This window comes from Streptomyces sp. AM8-1-1, assembly GCF_032229325.1.
GTDB classification, from domain to species: Bacteria; Actinomycetota; Actinomycetes; order Streptomycetales; family Streptomycetaceae; genus Streptomyces; species Streptomyces achmelvichensis.
In genome coordinates, this window is the sequence record NZ_CP135086.1 from 2,399,777 (window position 1) to 2,421,678 (window position 21,902).

At 69.5% G+C, this 21,902-nt stretch carries 17 protein-coding genes and 5 tRNA genes; 9 read left to right on the forward strand and 13 right to left on the reverse strand.

Going from position 1 to position 21,902, the window contains the following annotated elements; translation table 11 throughout:
• Positions 1–4: 4 nt before the first annotated feature.
• Positions 5–1,438, reverse strand: coding sequence for a 3-isopropylmalate dehydratase large subunit (gene leuC, locus RPQ07_RS10720; RefSeq protein WP_313943881.1), 1,434 nt, complete (start codon positions 1,436–1,438; stop codon positions 5–7).
• A 145-nt stretch (positions 1,439–1,583) separates the two neighbouring features.
• On the opposite strand from leuC, the gene ndgR reads away from it, so the two are divergent.
• On the forward strand, positions 1,584–2,300 hold the full coding sequence (ndgR, locus tag RPQ07_RS10725) for an IclR family transcriptional regulator NdgR (protein ID WP_010984119.1): 717 nt from the start codon (positions 1,584–1,586) through the stop codon (positions 2,298–2,300).
• 223 nt (positions 2,301–2,523) lie between these two features.
• Here the strand turns inward: ndgR and RPQ07_RS10730 are convergent.
• The 9 genes from RPQ07_RS10730 to RPQ07_RS10770 form a co-directional block, all read right to left on the reverse strand.
• A tRNA-Glu gene (locus RPQ07_RS10730) sits at positions 2,524–2,596 on the reverse strand.
• Positions 2,597–2,617: 21 nt separating this feature from the next.
• Positions 2,618–2,689 (reverse strand) — tRNA-Gln (locus tag RPQ07_RS10735).
• A 12-nt stretch (positions 2,690–2,701) separates the two neighbouring features.
• Positions 2,702–2,774: transfer RNA gene (locus RPQ07_RS10740), tRNA-Glu, on the reverse strand.
• An 83-nt stretch (positions 2,775–2,857) separates the two neighbouring features.
• Positions 2,858–2,930 (reverse strand) — tRNA-Glu (locus tag RPQ07_RS10745).
• A gap of 21 nt (positions 2,931–2,951) precedes the next feature.
• Positions 2,952–3,023, reverse strand: a tRNA-Gln gene (locus RPQ07_RS10750).
• Positions 3,024–3,113: 90 nt separating this feature from the next.
• Positions 3,114–3,833, reverse strand: a complete 720-nt coding sequence (locus tag RPQ07_RS10755; protein ID WP_313943882.1) for an HAD family hydrolase — start codon at positions 3,831–3,833, stop codon at positions 3,114–3,116.
• Positions 3,834–3,842: 9 nt separating this feature from the next.
• Positions 3,843–5,318 (reverse strand): glutamate--tRNA ligase, encoded by a 1,476-nt coding sequence (gltX, locus tag RPQ07_RS10760; RefSeq protein ID WP_313943883.1) that lies wholly within the window; start codon positions 5,316–5,318, stop codon positions 3,843–3,845.
• Positions 5,311–6,087, reverse strand: a complete 777-nt coding sequence (locus RPQ07_RS10765) for a fumarylacetoacetate hydrolase family protein (RefSeq protein WP_313943884.1) — start codon at positions 6,085–6,087, stop codon at positions 5,311–5,313. The genes gltX and RPQ07_RS10765 overlap by 8 nt, the downstream gene beginning before the upstream one ends.
• Positions 6,088–6,173: 86 nt before the next feature.
• Positions 6,174–6,344, reverse strand: a complete 171-nt coding sequence (locus tag RPQ07_RS10770) for a hypothetical protein (RefSeq protein WP_313943885.1) — start codon at positions 6,342–6,344, stop codon at positions 6,174–6,176.
• A gap of 581 nt (positions 6,345–6,925) precedes the next feature.
• On the opposite strand from RPQ07_RS10770, the gene RPQ07_RS10775 reads away from it, so the two are divergent.
• The 8 genes from RPQ07_RS10775 to RPQ07_RS10810 all read left to right on the forward strand — a co-directional run bounded on the left by RPQ07_RS10775 (position 6,926) and on the right by RPQ07_RS10810 (position 17,229).
• Positions 6,926–10,507, forward strand: a complete 3,582-nt coding sequence (locus RPQ07_RS10775; RefSeq protein ID WP_313943886.1) for a nitrate- and nitrite sensing domain-containing protein — start codon at positions 6,926–6,928, stop codon at positions 10,505–10,507.
• Positions 10,508–10,516: 9 nt separating this feature from the next.
• Positions 10,517–10,930, forward strand: a complete 414-nt coding sequence (locus RPQ07_RS10780) for a roadblock/LC7 domain-containing protein (RefSeq protein WP_142214992.1) — start codon at positions 10,517–10,519, stop codon at positions 10,928–10,930.
• Between the two features lie 124 nt (positions 10,931–11,054).
• The gene (locus tag RPQ07_RS10785; RefSeq protein WP_313943887.1) at positions 11,055–11,459 is read left to right on the forward strand and encodes a DUF742 domain-containing protein; all 405 of its coding nucleotides are present in this window, start codon (positions 11,055–11,057) and stop codon (positions 11,457–11,459) included.
• Positions 11,440–12,021, forward strand: a complete 582-nt coding sequence (locus tag RPQ07_RS10790) for a GTP-binding protein (RefSeq protein WP_159686641.1) — start codon at positions 11,440–11,442, stop codon at positions 12,019–12,021. The genes RPQ07_RS10785 and RPQ07_RS10790 overlap by 20 nt, the downstream gene beginning before the upstream one ends.
• 337 nt (positions 12,022–12,358) lie before the next feature.
• Positions 12,359–15,571: a nitrate- and nitrite sensing domain-containing protein gene (locus tag RPQ07_RS10795; protein WP_413777723.1), complete on the forward strand. Its 3,213-nt coding sequence runs from the start codon at positions 12,359–12,361 to the stop codon at positions 15,569–15,571.
• 10 nt (positions 15,572–15,581) lie between these two features.
• Positions 15,582–15,995: a roadblock/LC7 domain-containing protein gene (locus tag RPQ07_RS10800; RefSeq protein ID WP_006127847.1), complete on the forward strand. Its 414-nt coding sequence runs from the start codon at positions 15,582–15,584 to the stop codon at positions 15,993–15,995.
• Between the two features lie 96 nt (positions 15,996–16,091).
• Positions 16,092–16,667 (forward strand): DUF742 domain-containing protein, encoded by a 576-nt coding sequence (locus RPQ07_RS10805; RefSeq protein ID WP_313943889.1) that lies wholly within the window; start codon positions 16,092–16,094, stop codon positions 16,665–16,667.
• Positions 16,648–17,229 (forward strand): GTP-binding protein, encoded by a 582-nt coding sequence (locus tag RPQ07_RS10810; RefSeq protein WP_050791473.1) that lies wholly within the window; start codon positions 16,648–16,650, stop codon positions 17,227–17,229. The genes RPQ07_RS10805 and RPQ07_RS10810 overlap by 20 nt, the downstream gene beginning before the upstream one ends.
• A 172-nt stretch (positions 17,230–17,401) precedes the next feature.
• On the opposite strand, the gene RPQ07_RS10815 is transcribed toward RPQ07_RS10810, so the two are convergent.
• The 3 genes from RPQ07_RS10815 to RPQ07_RS10825 all read right to left on the reverse strand — a co-directional run bounded on the left by RPQ07_RS10815 (position 17,402) and on the right by RPQ07_RS10825 (position 21,710).
• A complete protein-coding gene (locus RPQ07_RS10815) occupies positions 17,402–17,608 on the reverse strand; it encodes an acyl-CoA carboxylase subunit epsilon (RefSeq protein WP_313943890.1) in 207 nt (68 codons plus the stop codon).
• A 30-nt stretch (positions 17,609–17,638) separates the two neighbouring features.
• Positions 17,639–19,222: an acyl-CoA carboxylase subunit beta gene (locus RPQ07_RS10820; protein WP_313943891.1), complete on the reverse strand. Its 1,584-nt coding sequence runs from the start codon at positions 19,220–19,222 to the stop codon at positions 17,639–17,641.
• Positions 19,223–19,376: 154 nt separating this feature from the next.
• Positions 19,377–21,710 carry a polysaccharide lyase 8 family protein gene (locus RPQ07_RS10825; RefSeq protein WP_413777724.1) on the reverse strand — a complete coding sequence of 778 codons (2,334 nt, stop codon included), beginning with the start codon at positions 21,708–21,710 and terminating at the stop codon, positions 19,377–19,379.
• Positions 21,711–21,902: the final 192 nt, after the last annotated feature.

Here is a 21,902-nt window from a genome sequence, read left to right on the forward strand (position 1 = left end):
GTTCTCAGACTCCTGCGGGGGTGGCGGCCGAGTCGGACGCGGCCAGATCGGCCGGCGAGGCCAGATGGCCCAGTACCGCGGTGGCCGCGGCGACCTGCGGCGAGACCAGATGGGTGCGTCCGCCCTTGCCCTGCCTGCCCTCGAAGTTGCGGTTGGAGGTCGACGCGGAGCGCTCGCCGGGCGCCAGTTGGTCGGGGTTCATACCCAGACACATCGAGCAGCCGGCGTGCCGCCATTCGGCTCCCGCGCCGGTGAAGACCTTGTCCAGGCCCTCCTCGACGGCCTGGAGGGCGACCCGTACGGACCCGGGAACCACCAGCATCCGTACGCCGTCGGCGACTTTGCGGCCCTCCAGGAGGGATGCCGCCGAGCGCAGGTCCTCGATACGGCCGTTGGTGCAGGAGCCTACGAAGACGGTGTCGACCTTGATGTCGCGCAGCGCCTGCCCGGCGCTCAACCCCATGTACTCCAGGGCCTTTTCGGCTGCGAAGCGCTCCGAAGCGTCGTCGTACGAAGCCGGGTCGGGGACGTTGGCCGACAGGGGCGCTCCCTGGCCGGGGTTGGTGCCCCAGGTGACGAACGGCGCCAGTTCGGCGGCGTCGATGAAGACCTCCGCGTCGAATACGGCGTCGTCGTCGGTGCGCAGTGTCTTCCAGTACTCCACCGCGGCGTCCCAGTCCGCCCCCTGCGGGGCGTGGTCACGGCCGCGCAGATAGTCGAAGGTGGTGGCGTCCGGGGCGATCATGCCCGCGCGGGCGCCGGCCTCGATCGACATGTTGCAGATGGTCATCCGGGCCTCCATCGAGAGCTTCTCGATGGCCGAGCCGCGGTATTCCAGGATGTAGCCCTGGCCGCCGCCGGTGCCGATCCGCGCGATGATCGCCAGAATGAGGTCCTTGGCGGTGACGTCGTCGGGCAGCTCGCCCTCGACCGTGATCGCCATGGTCCTCGGCCGGGCCAGCGGCAGCGTCTGGGTGGCCAGTACGTGCTCGACCTGGGAGGTGCCGATGCCGAAGGCCAGCGCGCCGAATGCGCCGTGGGTGGAGGTGTGCGAGTCGCCGCAGACGACGGTGGTGCCGGGCTGGGTCAGTCCCAGCTGGGGGCCCACGACGTGGACGACGCCCTGCTCGACATCGCCCAGCGGGTGCAGCCGTACGCCGAATTCCGCGCAGTTCTTGCGCAGCGTCTCCAACTGGGCACGGGAAACCGGGTCCGCGATGGGCTTGTCGATGTCGAGGGTCGGGGTGTTGTGATCCTCGGTGGCGATGGTGAGGTCGAGGCGGCGGACCTGCCGGCCGTTCTGACGGAGACCGTCGAAGGCCTGGGGGCTGGTCACCTCGTGCAGCAGGTGCAGATCGATGAAGAGGAGGTCGGGCTCGCCCTCGGCGCGCCGGACGACATGGTCGTCCCAGACCTTCTCCGCGAGTGTCCTACCCATCGCTTTCCCTCCGGCCGGCCCGGGGGCCGACACCACTAGAGATCTTGTTGCGGAACCCGTTGGTCTGCGGGCCGCCTCTACAGACTGGCGGGTTTCCAGGAAAATTGAACTTGCGTTTCACAGTGTGAGACGTGAATATCGTTGCATGGACAACTCTAGCGGCGTCGGCGTTCTCGACAAGGCAGCTCTGGTATTGAGCGCTCTGGAGTCCGGTCCGGCCACCCTCGCCGGGCTGGTCGCGGCGACAGGGCTTGCACGGCCCACGGCACATCGTCTTGCCGTGGCACTGGAACACCACCGGATGGTGGCGAGGGACATGCAGGGCCGGTTCATCCTGGGCCCGCGGCTGGCGGAGCTCGCCGCCGCGGCGGGCGAGGACCGGCTGCTGGCCACGGCGGGGCCGGTGCTCACACATCTGCGCGATGTGACCGGCGAGAGCGCGCAGCTCTACCGCCGGCAGGGAGACATGCGCATCTGTGTGGCGGCGGCCGAGCGACTGTCCGGTCTGCGGGACACCGTGCCGGTCGGCTCCACGCTCACGATGAAGGCGGGATCGTCGGCCCAGATCCTGATGGCCTGGGAGGAGCCGGAGCGGCTGCACCGCGGCCTTCAGGGCGCGCGCTTCACGGCCACGGCCCTGTCCGGCGTACGACGCCGGGGCTGGGCCCAGTCGATCGGTGAGCGGGAGCCGGGCGTCGCCTCGGTCTCGGCACCGGTCCGCGGCCCCTCCAACCGCGTGGTCGCGGCCGTCTCGGTCTCCGGACCGATCGAGCGCCTGACCCGGCACCCGGGCCGCATGCACGCACAGGCCGTCATCGACGCCGCGGGCCGTCTGAGCGAGGCCTTGCGCCGTACCGGCTGACACTCCATCGCACTGCTTCCGGGCCGGCCGCTCCGACGCCGCAGCGGCCGGCCCGCGTGCATCCCGGTGCACAACTCCCCTTTGCGCGGGCGCGCGTTGGCAAGGAGCGCCCGAGGGGTCACTGACGTCACCAGGAGCGAGTTCGCGGGCACGGCGGACGGGCCGACCCGTCCGGACAACGCGAAGAGGCCCTCCGCTTGACGCGGAGGGCCTCTTTCGTCTGTACCCCCGACCGGATTCGAACCGGCGCTACCGCCTTGAGAGGGCGGCGTGCTAGGCCGCTACACAACGGGGGCCTTGCGGATGAGCTCCGCGAGCTGGCCTACCAGGACTCGAACCTAGAATGACGGTACCAGAAACCGTAGTGTTGCCAATTACACCATAGGCCATGGTGACTTACGTACCCCCGACCGGATTCGAACCGGCGCTACCGCCTTGAGAGGGCGGCGTGCTAGGCCGCTACACAACGGGGGCCCTAGCGATCCCACCCGGCGGGGCCGGGTGATGTCACTGCGCGGTCATCGGGAGCGACCCTGATGATCAGCAGGATGGATCTGTACCCCCGACCGGATTCGAACCGGCGCTACTGCCTTGAGAGGGCAGCGTGCTAGGCCGCTACACAACGGGGGCGATGCAGATGAGCTCTGCGAGCTGGCCTACCAGGACTCGAACCTAGACTAACGGAACCAGAAACCGTCGTGCTGCCAATTACACCATAGGCCATCAAAACTCAACCCCCGACCTGGGGGTTTTTGTTTGATTCGCACTGTCCGAGCGGGCCTTTCGGCCTTCTCGGGCGGCGCAGGAAGAACATTACCTGAAGGTGTCCGGCGCTCCAAAACGGGATTCCCCGCGCAGCAGGCCGGGAAGCTCCCCGAGGCCGGTGATCCGGATCAGCTCGGGACGGCCTCCCACACCGGTCCGGTCCAGCCAGACCGCGGCGAGTCCCGCGTCGATCGCACCGCGGGCGTCGATGTCCGGCTGATCGCCGACGTAGAGCACCTCGTCGGGCGGCAGACCGAGCGCGTCGCAGCCGGCGTGGAAGGCCTCGGCGGCGGGTTTGGAGAACCCCAGCTCGGCGGCGCACAGCAGCACCTCGAACCGGTCCCGCACACCGAGCACCCGCAGCTTGCGCTCCTGGTTGTGGAGCGAGGAGTTCGACAGGACCGCGTGCCGGTACTCCCCCGCCAGCAGGTCGAGGGCGGGCACGGCGTCCGGGAAGAGGGACCACGCGGCCTCGTAGTGAACGATGTACCGGTCGAACCAGGCGTCGGCCTCGGGATCGCTCAGGGGCAGCCCGGTGAACATCCGTACGCGATCACGCCGCTGCTCCTGCCAGCCCACCTCCCCCGCGGAGAAGCGCGCCCAGTGCAGGGCGGTGACCTCGCGCCAACGCCCGAGGGCCTGGTCGACGGAGGAGTATCCGTCGACCAGGCCCTCGGTCCGCAGGTGCCGCATCATGCCGGCGCGGTCGGCGCTGCAGTAGTCGAAGATCGTGTCGTCGATGTCCCAGAGGACCGCGCGGATCGGCATGGTCCGACCCTAGGCGGTGAGCTTCGCCAGCGCGGCGTCGATCCGGGCGAGCGTCTTCTCCCGCCCCAGGATCTCCAGCGATTCGAAGAGCGGCAGACCGACCGTGCGGCCGGTGACCGCGACGCGGACCGGGGCCTGCGCCTTGCCGAGCTTGAGGCCATGGGCCTCGCCCGCGGCCAGGACCGCCTCCTTGAGGGAGTCGGCGCTGCTCCAGTCCGCGGCCTCCAGCTTCTCGCGGGCCGTCCGCAGCAGCGCGTCCGAGCCCTCCTTCATCGCCTTGGTCCACGACGCCTCGTCCTCGACGGGGGCGTCCAGGAACAGGAAGTCGACGTTGGCGGTGATGTCGGAGAGCACCGTGACGCGGGTCTGCGCGTGCGGGGCGATCGCCTGCCAGCGGGACTCGTCGAACTGCTCCGGCGTCCAGGCCGCGTGCGGGGCCTGGAGCCAGGGGCGGCAGGCCTCGGTGAACGCCTTCACGTCCAGCATGCGGATGTGGTCCGCGTTGATCGCCTCGGCCTTCTTCAGGTCGAAGCGCGCCGGGTTGGCGTTGACCTCGGAGATGTCGAACTTCTCCACCATCTCCGGGATGGAGAAGACGTCCTGGTCGGCCGAGAAGGACCAGCCGAGCAGCGAGAGATAGTTGAGCAGACCCTCGGGGAGGAACCCGCGCTCGCGGTAGAGGTTGAGGTTCGCCTGCGGGTCGCGCTTGGAGAGCTTCTTGTTGCCCTCGCCCATCACGTACGGCAGGTGGCCGAAGGCCGGGATCTGCTGGGCGATGCCCAGCTCGATCAGCGCCTTGTAGAGCGCGATCTGCCGCGGGGTGGAGGAGAGCAGGTCCTCGCCGCGCAGGACGTGGGTGATCTCCATCAGCGCGTCGTCGATCGGGTTGACGAGCGTGTAGAGCGGGGCGCCGTTGGCCCGGACGATGCCGTAGTCCGGCACGTTGTCGGGCGTGAAGGTCAGCTCGCCGCGGACCAGGTCCGTGAAGGTGATCGGCTCGTCGGGCATCCGGAACCGGACGATCGCGGGGCGGCCCTCCTCCTTGTAGCGGGCGATGCGCTCGGCGGGGAGGTTGCGGCAGGTGCCGTCGTAGCCCGAGGGCTTGCCGGCGAGGCGGGCCGCGTCGCGTCGGGCCTCCAGCTCGACGGCGGTGCAGAAGCACTCGTAGGCGTAACCGCCGGCCTTCAGCTTCTCGGCGACGTCGCGGTAGATGTCCATCCGCTGGGACTGACGGTAGGGCTCGTGCGGGCCGCCGGTCTCGGGGCCCTCGTCCCAGTCCAGGCCGAGCCAGCGCATCGAGTCGAGCAGCTGGGTGTAGGACTCCTCCGAGTCGCGGGCCGCGTCCGTGTCCTCGATACGGAAGACCATGGTGCCGCCGTTGTGCCGGGCGAAGGCCCAGTTGAACAGGGCGGTGCGGACCAGACCCACGTGGGGGTTGCCGGTCGGGGAGGGACAGAAACGTACGCGGACATTCGCGTTAGCCACGCTTGATCACCTTGTTGGCGAGAGTGCCGATACCTTGGACGGTGACGGCGACCTCGTCGCCGACGTTGAGGGGGCCGACCCCCGCGGGGGTGCCCGTGAGGATGACGTCGCCCGGGAGCAGCGTCATGGCCTCGGTGATGTTGACGATCAGGTCCTCGATGGAGTGGATCATCTGGCTCGTCCGGCCGAGCTGGCGCTGTTCTCCGTTGACCGTGCACTGGATGGCGAGGTCGTGGGGGTCGAGGTCGGTCTCCACCCAGGGGCCGAGCGGGCACGCGGTGTCGAAGCCCTTGGCCCTCGCCCACTGCTTCTCGCGCTTCTGCACATCGCGGGCGGTGACGTCGTTGGCGCAGGTGTAGCCGAGGATGACGTCCTTGACCCGCTCGCGCGGGACCTCGCGGCACAGCCGGCCGATCACGACGGCGAGTTCGGCCTCGTGGTGGAGCTCCTGGGAGAACGAGGGGTACGCGATGTCGTCGCCGGAGCCGATCACCGAGGTGGAGGGCTTCAGGAAGGCGAACGGCGCGTCGGGGACCTCGTGGCCGAGCTCTGCCGCGTGCTCCGCGTAGTTGCGGCCGAAGGCCACGACCTTGCTGGGGAGCACCGGCGGCAGCAGGCGGACCTTGCTCAGGGGGACCTTGGTGCCGGAGAGCTCGAACTCCGCGAACGGGATGCCCTTGATGATGTCGAGGACGAGCTCGTCCGGGCTGTCGCCCTCGACCGCGCCGAAGGCGACATTCCCGTCGATGGAGAATCTGGCGATGCGCACGGGATGCGGATGCCCCTCTACTACTTCTTACGCTGCTGGCGTCTGACGCTTCAGGCTAACGCGGTAGGGGGCTCCCGCCTCGCGCATTACGCTGCGGGGGCGTCCATCAGGACCGTACGGCGGGGGTTGGCCGTCTGCGTGGGAAGATCGAGCGAGTGCTCCTGCTGCTCCGGCGTCTGGAGTTCGTCCGCATCCTTGAGGTGGGCGAGAGTGGTGCGCCGGGGGTTGGCTATGTTGCGGAACATCATCGTCTTCATCGGTGGTTTCAGACCTTGTCGGCGTACGGCCGCTCGGTGAGCGGCGGTTGACGGATTACCCATCCCTGTAAAGCGCCAGGCTAAACATCCAATTCCCCGGGGAGGGGTGTCCAAGTCCGCGATCTAGGTGTGAGTTTCCTCACCAGCGGGCGGGCAATCCGGGCAATGCGGACTATGAATCGTCCAGAGTGAAACGGACATTGCATAGCTGAACCAGCCATTCCGCTCCTGATCATGGCGACTGGGGAGCCTTCGCCCCCAGTTGACTCGTAGCGGAATGCCCCTTTTTCTCCGGGAACGGCTTCTACGTCTTGTGACACGGCGCTTACACCGTGTCATCCAGGTCACAGCCCGGTACGCGGCCCTTGTTGGAGATCCGGCACTGTGCTGGAATTCCACGCACCGCCGCGGCTTCAGGCCGGCGCGCAACGGGCGCAACGCAGCGCCGGGCAGCGGCGGAGAAGGGGGAGAAGCGCCGGTCACTCAACGACCAACAAAAGGGGCGCTCTCGCGCCCCTCACCGACGCCGACACCGTCCCGCCGTTCGCGGTGGGACGCCTGGTCCAGAGGTTGCGACGCTAGTGCAGGGACGTTTCAAGAGGGATGGCAGCGCTGCGGCGGAACAGGAGCCGCGCGGCGGGACCGACCGCGGCTCCTCGCCCCAGCACGCCCAGCACACCCACAAGGCAGATCCGGCATCCCCCGGCGACAGCGGTGACCGTGCCGCACGCCCCGGCGCCGCTTCGTCCGGAGGCGACGGGCCCAAGGCCCCGCCGAAGGCGAAGAGCCCGACGGACACCGGCTCACGAATAGCTCTGCGCAACTGGCGCATCAGCACGAGACTCGTCTCCCTGCTGACCCTGCCGGTCGTCGCGGCCACCACGCTGGGTGGACTCCGTATCAACGAGTCCATGGCGGACATGAAGCAGCTGGATCACATGCAGCTGCTCACCAACATGACCAAGCAGGCGACCGACCTCGCCCAGGCGCTCCAGGCGGAGCGGGACCTGACGGCCGGCCCGCTGGCGAACAACCCCGACGCGACCGACTTCAAGGTCACCGGTCCGCGCACGGTGACGGACCGCGCCCGCAAGGCCTTCCTCGAAGCCACCCGTGACATCCCCAACACGGACAAGGACGACGCGCTCGAGAGCATCCGGGCCAACGCGAACCAGATCGCCGTCCAGGTCAACAACCTCGGCTCCATCCGCGAGACGGCCTACCAGACGGGCCGCCCGCACTCCCTCACGGTCGAGAACTACCACCGGCTCATCGAGTCGCTGCTGAGCCTGTCGCAGGACATGGCGCAGGCCACCAGCAGCCCGGAGATGATCAAGCGCACCCGCGCGCTGGCGGCGTTCTCGTCCGCCAAGGAGTACGCCTCCATGCAGCGCGCGATCATCGCCGCCGCGCTTCCCGGCGGCAGCGGCTCCAAGGGCAAGGGCCTCGAGGAGAACGACCGCCTCTACGGCAAGGCCGCTCTCGAGAACGGCGAGTCCTCGCTGGCCGCCTTCGAGTCGGTCTACGAGTCCTCCGGCGGCAACGCCCAGGAGCTCACGGACCCGCTGGACAACGGCAACCCGACCATCGAGGCCTCCGAGAAGTACGCCAAGCGCGTCCTCGACAACAGCAACGGTCTGGCCAGCCAGACCGAGCGCTCCTTCCTGGACTGGACCGACGACTACGGCGTCCGTATCCAGGCCATGCGTGTCATCGAGTCCACGCTGCTCGGCCAGATGGAGGCCAAGGCACGTGAACTGCGCGAGGAGTCGCAGCGCGACGCGATCATCAACGGTGCGCTGATCCTGCTCGTCCTCGGTGTCTCGCTCGTCGGCGCCTTCGTCGTGGCCCGGTCCATGATCCGCTCGCTGCGCCGGCTCCAGGACACCGCGACCAAGGTCGCCCAGGACCGTCTGCCGGACCTGGTCAAGCAGCTCTCCGAGTCCGACCCGCAGGACGTGGACACCTCGGTCGAGTCCGTCGGTGTGCACTCCCGGGACGAGATCGGCAAGGTGGCCGCGGCCTTCGACGACGTGCACCGCGAGGCCGTCCGTCTGGCCGCCGAGCAGGCCCTCCTGCGAGGCAACGTCAACGCGATGTTCACCAACCTCTCGCGCCGTTCCCAGGGCCTCATCCAGCGTCAGCTCTCGCTCATCTCCGAACTGGAATCCCGCGAGGCCGACCCGGACCAGCTGTCCTCCCTCTTCAAGCTGGACCACCTCGCGACCCGTATGCGCCGGAACGGCGAAAACCTTCTCGTCCTCGCGGGCGAGGAGCCGGGCCGCCGGTGGACCCGGCCGGTTCCGCTGGTCGACGTGCTCCGTGCCGCCGCCTCCGAGGTGGAGCAGTACGAGCGCATCGAACTGGCCGCGGTCCCGGCGACCGAGGTCGCCGGACGCGTCGTCAACGACCTCGTGCACCTCCTCGCGGAGCTGCTGGAGAACGCGACGTCGTTCTCCTCCCCGCAGACGAAGGTCCGCGTCACCGGTCACGCACTGCCCGACGGCCGCGTGCTGGTCGAGATCCACGACACCGGCATCGGCCTCTCCCCCGAGGACCTCGCCGCGATCAACGAGCGGCTGGCGTCGCCGCCCACCGTGGACGTCTCGGTCTCCCGCCGCATGGGTCTGTTCGTGGTCGGCCGCCTGTCCCTGCGACACGGCATCCGTATCCAGCTCCGCCCGTCCGACTCCGGCGGCACGACCGCACTGGTCATGCTGCCCGTCGACGTCGCCCACGGCGGCAAGAAGGCTCCCGGCTCCCCCGGCGGTCCGGGCAACGGCCAGGGTGCCGTTCCCCCGGGTGCCGGCGGTCCCGCGGGACTCGGCGGCCGTCCCGGCGGCGGTCCCGGTGGAGCGGGCGGCGGCAGCCGTCCCGGCCTCGGTGGCGGCCCCGGCGGTGCCGGTGCTCCCACGGGCGGCCGGATCGGCACGGGCGCTCCGCGCGGTCAGGTCGGGGCCGGTTCGGCTCCGCGTGCCGCGCTTCCCGGCCGCGACGGCGGTCCCGGCCAGGGTCAGCCCGGTCAGGGCCGGCAGGGCGGCGGCCTCGCCGGCGCCTTCGGCTCGGGTGCCGGCCGTGGTGCTCAGAACGCTCCGGCCCGCGGCGAATCCCGCTCGGAGGGCTTCTCCCAGGGCTCCGGCGACCGCGGCAAGCAGCTGCCCGGCGGTCCGCGCGCCGAACTCCCCGGTGCCGGTGGCCCGCAGCGTCCGCCGTCCACCAGCTGGGGCAGCGAGCAGCCGCCCGCGCGCAACCAGCGTCCGGCGGACGCGCCGCGCGGTCACGAGGACAACGACCGCGGCGCCGCCGCCACGGCGGAGTTCGCACGTCCCGACTTCAACGCTCCTCCGCCGCAGCGCGGTGCGGGTTCCGGCTCGTCCACCGGGCAGTTCGTCCGCCCGGACGTGTTCGGCCCGACCTCCCCGGCCGGTCAGACGTCCGGTGGCGGTTTCCAGCCGCCGCGCAACGGCTCGCAGGGCGGCCCGTCCCAGGACCCCGCGTCCACCGGGCAGTTCGCCCGTCCCGACCTCGGGGCTCCCCAGCCGCCCGCTCCGGGCCGTGCTCCGGCACCGCGCCGCGAGGCCGCCCAGAACGGCGACTACGGCCCGCGCCGGCCCAACGCCCTGCCGCCGCAGCCGCAGCCCGAGGCGCTGCCGCCGGCGACCGGCCCCGGCGACGGCCGTACTCCGCTGTACGACACGCTCGAGACGAACTGGTTCCACGGCGGCCCGCAGGGCCGGTCCGAGGAGCAGGAGCCGTCCCGGCCCGCGTCGCCCGCCCCCGTTCCGCAGCAGTCCGCGGAGCGCCCCGCCCCGCCGATGCCGCAGCGCACCCCTGCCGCGGCACCGCACAACGGGCAGAGCACCAACGGTGGCGGCTGGCGCTCCTCCCCCAATGACGAGCTGGTGCGCCAGGCCGAGCGGGTCAGGAAGCCCGCGGCCGGCGGCGTCACCACATCAGGTCTGCCCCGCCGGGTCCCGCGAGCCAATCTCGTCGCGGGAACCGCGCAGGAACAGAACACCCAAGCAGGTCCGCAGGTCTCCCGTGCGCCGAACGACGTACGCGGCCGGCTGACCAACCTCCGTCGTGGCATTCAGCAGGGCCGTCAGCAGAACTCGACGACCGGCAGCTTCAACCTCGGCCCCACTCACCAGCAGGAGCGATAGTTGAGCCCGATGAGCCAGGCGGCGCAAAATCTGAACTGGTTGATCACCAATTTCGTGGACAACACCCCTGGGGTGTCGCACACGGTGGTGGTCTCCGCCGACGGTCTTCTGCTGGCGATGTCCGAAGGGTTTCCCCGCGACCGCGCCGACCAGCTGGCGGCTGTCGCATCCGGCCTGACCTCGCTGACCGCGGGGGCGTCCCGGATCTTCGAAGGGGGACCCGTCAGCCAGACGGTCGTCGAAATGGAACGGGGGTTCCTCTTCCTGATGTCCGTCTCCGACGGCTCGTCGCTGGCAGTGCTCGCACACCCCGAGTGCGACATCGGCCTCGTCGGCTACGAGATGGCCCTTCTCGTCGACCGCGCGGGCAGCGTCCTCACGCCGGACCTGCGCGCCGAGCTTCAGGGAAGTCTCCTGCACTGAGCCGTGCCCCACACACGGCTCCGCAGGCAAGCGCCAACGCACCAACCCGTCAGGTCGCTCTTTTGCCCCCCACCGGCCCACTCAGACGGCACGCCGACCACTTGCTGTCCCGCCCGGAGGACTCATGACCCCGCCAACCGCCTCTCACGATCCGTACGGAGCGTCGGCAGACGCCTACGGACTGGAGGGCGACCAGCCGCTGGTACGTCCGTATGCGATGACCGGCGGCCGGACCCGGCCGCGTTACCAGCTCGCCATCGAGGCGCTGGTGAGCACCACGGCCGATCCGGCGCTCCTTGCCGGGCTGCTTCCCGAGCACCAGCGGATCTGCCACCTCTGCCGTGAGGTCAAGTCGGTGGCCGAGGTGTCGGCACTGCTGTCCATGCCGCTCGGTGTCGCCCGGATTCTGGTGGCGGACCTGGCGGAGGCGGGCATGGTGGCGATCCACCAGCCGGGCAACGGAGAGGCCGGCGGCACGCCGGATGTGACACTGCTCGAAAGGGTGCTCAGTGGACTTCGCAAGCTCTAGCGGCGGTGCGGCCCGATCGACCACCAGCGCGAAGATCGTGGTGGCGGGCGGATTCGGCGTGGGCAAGACCACGTTCGTCGGCGCCGTCTCGGAGATCAACCCGCTGCGTACCGAAGCCGTCATGACCTCAGCCTCGGCCGGCATCGACGACCTCACACACACCGGGGACAAGACCACCACCACGGTGGCCATGGACTTCGGCCGCATCACCCTGGACCAGGACCTCATCCTCTACCTGTTCGGCACCCCCGGACAGGACCGCTTCTGGTTCATGTGGGACGACCTCGTACGCGGCGCCATCGGCGCCGTCGTCCTCGTCGACACCCGCCGCCTCGCCGACTGCTTCCCCGCCGTCGACTACTTCGAAAACAGCGGCCTCCCCTTCGTCATCGCCCTCAACGGCTTCGACGGACACCAGCCCTACAACCCCGAAGAAGTCCGCGAAGCACTCCAGATCGGCCCCGACACCCCGATCATCACCACCGACGCCCGCCACCGCGCAGACGCCAAGAGTGCCCTGATCACACTGGTCGAACACGCCCTGATGGCCCGGCTCAAGTAGACGGCGACATACGGCACTTGTCGTAGTTGTGACGGGGCGGGCTGTGTCCTTTGACACGGCCCGCCCCCGTGTTCATAACGTTTCGACAGAGAATTCCAGCGGTCCGGACACCCGGTGCGTTCGGCCGGTACCACTGCGCTCAACTTTGCCTCGCCTTTTGACGCCCCTCGCTCTTTATGCCCGTTTTATCTGTGGTCGCCACTACACGGAATGGCTGATTCCAACTGTTTGGAACGGACCCACCCCGCATGCTGAAATTCGATGAACTCCCTAGTAGTACGGCTCCGAACGAAATACGGCACAGCGTTGGTGCCGACGCCGAGAGGTTGTTGGTCGAGTGAGGCGAAGCATGACGAGCTCCGCACAGCAGCAGGCGCGGGGCAACTTCACCCCGCCGCCGCGCACAGTGGTGCCGCCTGCGGACGAGCCGGCGCCCACGCCGCCGCCCGGTGGTAGCTCCAGCCGGCTTTCCCCGCGCAACTGGCGAGTTCCGACGCGCCTGAACGCGATTCTCCTCATACCCGTGCTCGTGGGCCTGGTCATGGGCGGTTTCCAGGTCAAGAGCTCGATCGACACCTGGAACGAGGCCCAGGACGCCGAGAAGACGGCCCTCATCGTGCGCGCCGCCGCGGAGTACGGCCAGGCACTGCTCAACGAGCGCGACCTGACCGCCGAGCCGCTGCTGACGGCCACCTCCCCGGAAGCCCGCAACAACAGCAAGGTGACGGACGCCTACGCCACGACGGACGAGGCGAAGAGGAAGTTCGACGTCGCCGTCCAGGACATGCCGGCGAAGCAGGGCCTGGAACGCCGTCTGGCCCTGTTCCGCAACGAGGAGCCGACGCTCGCCGGGCTGCGGAAGATCGCCTACACCAGCGGGATCGAGGCGCAGTCCGCGGTCGGCACCGAAGAGGGCTATGTCAAGGTCCAGCACTCGCTGATGGAGTTCGCGAACGAACTGGGCCTCGGCACCGGCAACGTCACGAGCTACGGCCGTACGGTCTACGCCATTCAGCTCGCCAAGGCGGCCGAGTCCCTGCAGCGTTCCATTGGTACACACCTGTTGGTGCGGCCGAGCCAGAACAAGACGATCTTCGCCAAGCAGACCGTGGCGTTCAACTCGTACAACTACCTCGAGCAGATCGCGCTCGGCGAGTACAACTCCGGCGGCACCCAGGCCGACACGGACAAGCTCAGGGCGATCATGACGGCGAAGGCCGTCGCCGGGCAGAAGCAGCTCGACGCCGCCGGCCTCAAGCCGCCCGTCGGCGAGAACGACAAATCCGTCTTCACCGGTATGGCCCGCGCGATCGGCACCGGCGCGGAACCCTCCGAGCTGGCCAAGAAGGACGTCACTCCCCGGACGTGGATGGCAGCCGCCACCGCCAAGTTCGACGGCTACACGGAGATCGAGAACGACCTCGTCGACAAGGCCGTGAACGAGGCCGCGACGATCTCCAACGACGCCAAGCGCGACGCCATCCTCAACGGCGCGATCGTCGTGATCGCCCTGCTCGCGGCGTTCATCCTGGCCGGCCTCATGGCGCGCCAGATGAGCCGCTCGATGCGCCAGCTGCGCACCGCCGCCTTCGGCATCGCCGAGCAGCGTCTGCCGATGCTGGTCGACCAGCTCTCCCGTACCGAGCCGGGCCGCGTCGACACCCGGGTGCAACCGATCCCCATCGACACCCAGGACGAGATCGGCGAAGTCGCCCGCGCCTTCGACCAGGTCCACCGTGAGGCCGTCCGGCTCGCCGCCGAGCAGGCCATGCTCCGTGGCAACGTCAACGCGATCTTCACCAACCTGTCGCGCCGCAACCAGTCGCTCATCGAGGGTCAGCTGACCCTGATCACCGACCTGGAGAACAACGAGGCCGACCCGGACCAGCTGGAGAACCTCTTCAAGCTGGACCACCTCGCGACCCGTATGCGCCGTAACGGCGAGAACCTCCTGGTCCTCGCCGGCGAGGAGCCCGGCCGCCGGTGGAACCAGCCGGTCCCGCTGGTCGACGTGCTCCGCGCCGCCTCCTCCGAGGTGGAGTCCTACGAGCGCATCGAGCTGACCGGCGTGCCCGAGACGGAGATCCACGGCCAGTCCGTGACCGACCTCGTGCACCTGCTGGCCGAGCTGCTGGAGAACGCCACCACGTTCTCCTCACCGCAGACCAAGGTCCGGGTGACGGCCACCAGGCTCCCCGACGGCCGGGTCATGATCGAGATCCACGACAAGGGCATCGGCCTGACCGCCGAGGACTTCGCCGACATCAACCACAAGCTGGCCAACCCGCCGACGGTGGACGCAGCCGTCTCGCAGCGCATGGGCCTCTTCGTGGTCGGCCGCCTCGCCGACCGGCACGGCATCCGCGTCCAGCTGCGCCCCTCCGGCGAGCAGGCCGGCACCACCTCGCTGGTCATGCTCCCGGACGCCATCACCCACGGTGGCGGTGGCGAGCCCCTGCCCGAGGACGACTTCACGGTCTCCCAGATCATCCCGGAGCAGTCCTCCTTCGAGCACGCTCCCATGCTCACCGCGGCGGAGCTCGGCTTCGACGACTCCCGCTACGAGGAGCCCGAGGGCGCCCAGCTCGACCCGGTGAACCGCTCGCTGATGCGCGAGGAGCGCCGTGCGGCGCTGGAGGCGCAAACACACGGTGAGCGGCCGTACGGCCAGGAGCAGGACTACTCCCAGGAGCAGGGCTACGGGCAGGACCAGGGTTACGCCCAGGGCCAGCAGCAGTACGCCCCCGACTACGGTCAGGACTACCCGGAGCAGGGTTACGCCCAGGACCAGTCCCAGCAGGGGTACGACAACTACCCCGCGGTCAACGGCTACCCCGAGCACCAGGACCGTCAGGAGCAGCCCGAAACCAGCTATGCGGAAGCCGGTTACCAGGCTTCGCAGGGTTCCGAGCCGCAGTACGACGGGCAGTACGACACCCAGCCCCACCAGGGCGAGTGGCCGGATCAGAGCGCCTACCAGGGTGCTTATGAGCCGGAGTACCGGCAGGAATCGGAATCTGCGCCCAGCGCCCCCACGGCGGCTCCCGAGCGCGTAGGCTTCGACCGTCCGGGACCCTCTCCGAGCAACAGCCACGCGCTGACCGACGCCGGTCTGCCGCGGCGCGGCGGCCCCCAGCCGTCACAGCCCCAGCAGCAGCCCGAACAGCAGTGGCAGCAGCCCGCAGAGCAGCCTCGACAGGCTCCGCAGAACGGTCAGCCCGAGTCGGCAGGCGGCAGCAACGGCACTGTCGACACCACGGACTGGCGCTCGACCAACGACGAGCGCTGGCAGCGGGCGGAGAAGCTCCGCGAGCCGAAGGCCGGCGGAGTGACCTCCTCCGGACTTCCGCGGCGGGTGCCCAAGGCGAACCTCATCGAGGGCACCGCGGAGCAGACCCAGCAGCGGGGCCCCCAGGTTTCCCGCGCCCCTGAGGACGTGCGGGGCAGGTTGAGCAACCTGCGGCGCGGTGTCCAGCAGGGACGCAGCGCGGGATCGGACACGAACGGATCGGGCTTCGGCCCGGGCAGTACCTACAACCAGGAGCGTTAGTGTGAGCCCGATGAGCCAGGCGGCGCAGAATCTGAACTGGTTGATCACCAACTTCGTGGACAACACCCCTGGGGTGTCCCACACCGTGGTGGTCTCCGCCGACGGACTCCTGCTGGCGATGTCCGAGGGTTTCCCCCGGGACCGAGCGGATCAGCTGGCGGCGGTCGCCTCCGGTCTGACCTCGCTGACCGCGGGGGCGTCGAGGATTTTCGAAGGCGGTGCGGTCAACCAGACCGTCGTGGAGATGGAGCGCGGCTTCCTCTTCATCATGTCGATCTCCGACGGCTCCTCGCTGGCGGTGCTCGCTCACCCCGATGCCGACATCGGTCTCGTGGGCTATGAGATGGCTCTGCTGGTGGACCGGGCCGGCAGCGTGCTGACCCCGGATCTCCGTGCGGAGCTCCAGGGCAGTCTTCTCAACTAACAGACGGACAGTGCGTTTCACGCCACCGCACCATAGGGTGCGGTGGCGCGGCTCCACAGGGACAGGAACCGGCTACCGGCAGTCGGAGGAGGAAACGTGGCAACACCCCCAGGCGGACGCCCCTATGACGGCGGTGCTCACCAGATGCCGGGTGAGCACTCGCAGAACCGCTTCAACTTTCCTTCGACGCCGAGTGGTCAGGGTGCCCAACCGCCTTACCACCAGCCGCAGTCGCCCTACGGGCAGCAGCAGCCGCCGTCGCGCATCCAGCCCGTGCAGCCGCGCAGGGCACAGGAGCCGGCGTCGGGTTCGGGTTCTGCCCAGAACGCGCACAACCCGCTGGTGCGTCCGTATGCCATGACCGGCGGCCGGACCCGGCCGCGGTACCAGCTCGCCATCGAGGCGCTGGTGTCCACCACGGCCGATCCCGCCCGGCTGCAAGGGCAGTTGCCCGAGCACCAGCGGATCTGCCGGCTGTGCTTCGAGATCAAGTCGGTCGCGGAGATCTCGGCGCTTCTCACCATTCCCCTCGGCGTTGCCCGGATCCTCGTCGCCGACCTGGCGGAGGCCGGACTTGTCGCCATCCACCAGCCCGGCGGCGACGAGTCCGCCGGCGGCCAGCCAGACGTGACACTGCTCGAAAGGGTGCTCAGTGGACTTCGCAAGCTCTAGCGGCGGTGCAGCCCGCTCAACCACCAGCGCGAAGATCGTGGTGGCGGGCGGATTCGGCGTGGGCAAGACCACGTTCGTCGGCGCCGTCTCGGAGATCAACCCGCTGCGTACCGAAGCCGTCATGACCTCAGCCTCGGCCGGCATCGACGACCTCACACACACCGGGGACAAGACCACCACCACGGTGGCCATGGACTTCGGCCGCATCACCCTGGACCAGGACCTGATCCTCTACCTGTTCGGCACCCCCGGACAGGACCGCTTCTGGTTCATGTGGGACGACCTCGTACGCGGCGCCATCGGCGCCGTCGTCCTCGTCGACACCCGCCGCCTCGCCGACTGCTTCCCCGCCGTCGACTACTTCGAAAACAGCGGCCTCCCCTTCGTCATCGCCCTCAACGGCTTCGACGGACACCAGCCCTACAACCCCGAAGAAGTCCGCGAAGCACTCCAGATCGGCCCCGACACCCCGATCATCACCACCGACGCCCGCCACCGCGCAGACGCCAAGAGTGCCCTGATCACACTGGTCGAACACGCCCTGATGGCGCGTCTGCGGTAGCCGGTACCGCGGTTCGTGTCCCCAGTCGAAAAGGCCCCCGCACCGCGGGGGCCTTTCGTGTGTCCGCCGCGGCGGCGGCATGCCCGCCGGCGCTTCGCGCGGCACGACGAAGGGCCCCGCCCGCCGGAGTACCGGCGAGAGGGGCCCCAGAAAGCCTCAGGAGAGCCTGGCGTCAGCCCCGCCAGCTGTGGGAGGGCTGGAAGCCGCGCTGGCGCTCCAGGCGGCGCCAGCCGGCCGTGGAGCGGCCGCGGTGGGCGGGCGCCTCGGGCTGGGAGGCGGCACGGGCGAGCAGGACCGCGGTGATCGCGGCCAGTTCCTCGGCGTCGGCGTGACCCTTCTCGACGCGGAGCAAGGACGATGAGTCGGCAGGAGTGCTCATGGCTGTTGGGGCTCCAGATTCGTCGCAGGGTTACTGCGGGGGGTTGCCGTGCTTGCGGGACGGCAGGTCGGCGTGCTTGTTGCGGAGCATGGCCAGAGATGCGATCAGCACCTCACGGGTCTCGGCCGGGTCGATGACGTCGTCGACCAGTCCGCGCTCCGCCGCGTAGTAGGGGTGCATGAGCTCGGCCTTGTACTCCTTGACCATGCGCGTCCGCATGGCCTCGGGGTCCTCGGCCTCCGCGATCTGCTTGCGGAAGATGACGTTGGCGGCACCTTCGGCGCCCATCACCGCGATCTCGTTGGTGGGCCAGGCGTAGGTGAGGTCCGCACCGATGGACTGGGAATCCATCACGATGTAGGCACCGCCGTACGCCTTGCGCAGGATCAGCGAGATCCTCGGCACGGTGGCGTTGCAGTACGCGTACAGGAGCTTCGCTCCGTGCCGGATGATTCCACCGTGCTCCTGGTCGACGCCGGGCAGGAAGCCGGGCACGTCCAGAAGAGTGATGATCGGGATGTTGAACGCGTCGCACATCTGGACGAAGCGCGCCGCCTTCTCGGAGGCCTCGATGTCCAGGACACCGGCCAGGGACTGCGGCTGGTTGGCGACGATGCCGACCACCTGGCCGTCGAGACGGGCCAGTGCGCAGATGATGTTGCGGGCCCAGCGCTCGTGGATCTCCAGGTAGTCGCCGTCGTCGACGAGCTCCTCGATCACCTGGTGCATGTCGTAGGGCCGGTTGCCGTCCGCCGGCACGAGGTCCAGCAGGACGTCGGAGCGACGGTCGGCCGGGTCCTCGGCGGGCACCGACGGCGGGTTCTCGCGGTTGTTCGAGGGGAGCATCGCCAGCAGGTAGCGCACCTCGGCGATGCAGGTCTCCTCGTCGTCGTACGCGAAGTGCGCGACGCCCGAGGTCTCGGCGTGGACGTCCGCGCCTCCCAGGCCGTTCTGGGTGATCTCCTCACCGGTGACCGCCTTGACGACGTCCGGGCCGGTGATGAACATCTGCGAGGTCTCGCGGACCATGAACACGAAGTCCGTCAGCGCGGGCGAGTACGCCGCGCCACCGGCGCACGGGCCGAGCATCACCGAGATCTGCGGGATGACACCGGAGGCGCGGGTGTTGCGCTGGAAGATGCCGCCGTAGCCGGCGAGGGCGGAGACGCCCTCCTGGATACGGGCGCCGGCGCCGTCGTTGAGGGAGACCAGGGGGGCACCGGCCGAGATGGCCATGTCCATGATCTTGTGGATCTTGGTGGCGTGGGCCTCGCCCAGCGCGCCGCCGAAGATCCGGAAGTCGTGCGCGTAGACGAAGACCGTGCGGCCCTCGACCGTGCCCCAGCCGGTGATGACACCGTCGGTGTACGGCTTCTTCGCCTCCAGGCCGAACCCGGTCGCCCGGTGCCGGCGCAGCTGCTCGACCTCCTTGAACGAGCCCTCGTCCAGCAGCAGCGCGATGCGCTCACGGGCGGTCAGCTTGCCCTTGGCGTGCTGCGCCTCGGTGGCGCGGTCACTGGGCCCGCGCCGCGCACGGTCGCGCAGATCGTGCAGCTCGGCCACGCGTCCGCGGGCGTCGCTCGGCTCACTGGCGGTCTCGTCCAAAACGGTCATGCCTCGACCCTACGGATCCGACCGAGGAAACCCTGCCGTCGACTCCGTACAGTCTCCGGTCCGTTCTCCTGTTGGCCTTGCACAGAACCATTCGGCACAGCAGCCCAACCACCAGCTCAGTGCCACTGATGTTTGTGGAAGTCCAACAAGGAGTTCAGCTGAGAGTCACCTCACAGCGGTAGCTCGCCCCCGCGGTGCCCCCGGTGAGGCGCAGTCGCAGCTCCCGTCCGGCGGCGAGCACCTCGATGCCGTCGTCCGCGGCGACGACCCGGCGGACCGGCCGGCGCCAGGTGATCTCCACGGGTGCTCCGGTGCGCAGCGGTTCGCTGAGGTGGAGCGTGGCCGTGCGGCGGCGGGTCCGCAGCAGAACACTGGCGGGCGCCGTCGTGGTGAGCGGGCCCACCGTACCGGGCTGCCAGAAGTTCGCCGCGGTCAGGCCCAGGGAGCGGACGGCGACGGCCTGGCGGGCCGCGGTGTTGTCGAGGATCTCCAGCCAGCGGCGGTCGTGCGCTCGGGCGGCGAGCGTGCGGCGGCTCGCGCCCGGCATGAGCAGATAGGCGTAGGAGGCGTCGACGGGGTCCGTGCCGTGGTCCAGCCAGAGGGTGCGGTAGCGGCGGGTGGCGCGTTCGGTGGAGCTGGTGGTGTTGATGTCGCTCCACGCTCCGGTCCGGTCCTCCCACAGGGTGCGCAGGTCCGCCGTCCCTTCCGGGAAGACCCAGCCGCCGTGGCCGTCGAGGTGCGCCCAGCCGTGGCCGCGGGTGAAGGCGTTCGTGCCACCCTCGCCCAGATTGCGGTTGTCGACGACGGTCTCGACCGGCACCCCGTCGGTGCAGGAGATGCCGGCGCCGAGGCAGATGACCGAGTCGGCGACGCAGAACCAGGACTTGTGGGCCCGCAGGGTGGAGTCCAGCCCGAGGAGGTGCTGTCCCACGGCGGCGAACTCGCCGTCGCAGGCTCCGCCCACCCACCGCGCCGCCGGTTTGGGCAGTCCCCACTCGCCGCCCGCCCTGTCGGCCAGCCGCTTGGTCGACACGGTCGTGCCGGGGAGCCGGTAGAAGTCCACGGTGGGCCAGAACCAGTCGGTGTACTGGTCGCCCTGCGCCTCTCCCGGCCACCAGTAGAGCATTCCGGCGCCGGTGTGCCAGCCGCGTGGATTCTCGCCGTTGCCGCACTCGTAGGAGGAGATCCGCTGCGAGGCCATGGAGATGTTCGCGGCCCAGCCGGGACCGCGGTGGACGGCCCGGTCCATGGCGGCGAAGAGGTGGTGTCCGACGGGCTCGGGCGCGGCCGGGACGGGCGACGCTGCGACGGCGTGCAGCCGGGCCAGGTCGGCGACCCCGAACTGGGCGCCCTCGAGGATCGGGGTGGTGGTGTCGCGGGCGATCCAGCCCTTGATCCGCGCGTGCCAGCGTTCCCGCTCCGCCGCGCTCGCCCCGCCGGCGAGCAGCGCGATCGCGGCGATCACCGCCTGGCCGTGGAAGTGGTCGCTGCGCATGACCCGGCGGTCGTCGTCCTTGAGGTAACCCCGGCTGATGGCACGGCCGTTGACGCTGTCCATCATCAGACCGTTGTGGATCAGGGGCGCGTACGCGCGCTCGACGCTGTCCAGGATGATCTGCCGGTTGGGGTCCGTGACGGCCCAGGTGGATCCGGCGAGCAGGCTGAAGAGCCGGCCCAGACCGTCGAGCATGACCTGTCCGTAGGTGCCGGAGTAGGCGACCCAGGTGTGCTGGACGAAGGAGCCGTCGGCGTAGAGGCCGTCGCCTTCGGTGACGTACGGGAAGACGGGAGACAGGGCGTCGCGGGCCAGTGCGATCTTGGCGGGCGCCTTGCCGAGTACGCCGCGCAGGGCAACCGAGCGGCACAGGTCGACGCGGTTCGCGCCGGTGGAGGTGCCGGTGTAGTCGCCGAGCATCGTGTCGGGGACGAAGTGGTCGACGGTCGCGAAAGCGGCGTCCCGCCGGGCCTGGCCGAGGTCGCCGTACAGGACGGCGACGATGTCCATCAGGAGGCGGGGGCTGCCGATCTGCCACTCCCACCAGTTGCCGTAGCGGGTCGTCGAGGGGTTGTAGACGGTCGTCGCGAGATGGTCGAGGCCGCGGAGGATGTCGGCGAGCAGCCCGGCGTCGCCGGTGTGGCCGGTGCCCTGCTGCGCGTACGCCTGGGTCATGGTCCACAGCCGGGTGTAGCTCTGGGTGATACCGGCGGGCGGGTCGAAGGGGTGGCCGGGCCACAGCGAGGTCGCGGTGGGCGCCATCGAGGCGCGGAAGCCCGCGGCGAGCGTCCCGGTCTCGGTGAGGCGGGACGCGTACGGTTCGGCGGTCGCCTCGTAGCCGCTGCCGAGGCTGATCTCCACCCAGCGCTGCCGCAGGGTCTCGTACTCGTCGTCCGCCGCAGCGCTCACCCGTGGTGTGAGGGCGACGCAGAGAGCGCTTGCTCCCGTGGTGGCCAGAAAGGTACGGCGGGACCAGGCTGACGACAGCGGCACGGGGGCCTCCGGTGCGTAAGTGATTCGGTCCGGTCGACCTGTGGTCTAGCACGGCAGCCGGGTGCCTTCAATGGTCATGACACAAGCCGTCAGCAAGCGCTTGCGACGCGCACCCGGCCTCACATCGCCCGCCTTAACCCCGGCTTATGGGCAGTGAAAAACTGCCGAGAGCGCTCTCAGTCACACCTCTTG

What these genes read in the sequence shown, in the direction of transcription:
- RPQ07_RS10785 (WP_313943887.1), top strand. Translation starts at nt 11,055, where the DNA reads ATGACCCCGCCAACCGCCTCTCACGATCCGTACGGAGCGTCGGCAGAC.
- RPQ07_RS10815 (WP_313943890.1), bottom strand. Translation starts at nt 17,608, where the DNA reads ATGAGCACTCCTGCCGACTCATCGTCCTTGCTCCGCGTCGAGAAGGGT.
- RPQ07_RS10820 (WP_313943891.1), bottom strand. Translation starts at nt 19,222, where the DNA reads ATGACCGTTTTGGACGAGACCGCCAGTGAGCCGAGCGACGCCCGCGGA.
- RPQ07_RS10755 (WP_313943882.1), bottom strand. Translation starts at nt 3,833, where the DNA reads ATGCCGATCCGCGCGGTCCTCTGGGACATCGACGACACGATCTTCGAC.
- RPQ07_RS10770 (WP_313943885.1), bottom strand. Translation starts at nt 6,344, where the DNA reads ATGAAGACGATGATGTTCCGCAACATAGCCAACCCCCGGCGCACCACT.
- RPQ07_RS10780 (WP_142214992.1), top strand. Translation starts at nt 10,517, where the DNA reads ATGAGCCAGGCGGCGCAAAATCTGAACTGGTTGATCACCAATTTCGTG.
- ndgR (WP_010984119.1), top strand. Translation starts at nt 1,584, where the DNA reads ATGGACAACTCTAGCGGCGTCGGCGTTCTCGACAAGGCAGCTCTGGTA.
- RPQ07_RS10800 (WP_006127847.1), top strand. Translation starts at nt 15,582, where the DNA reads ATGAGCCAGGCGGCGCAGAATCTGAACTGGTTGATCACCAACTTCGTG.
- leuC (WP_313943881.1), bottom strand. Translation starts at nt 1,438, where the DNA reads ATGGGTAGGACACTCGCGGAGAAGGTCTGGGACGACCATGTCGTCCGG.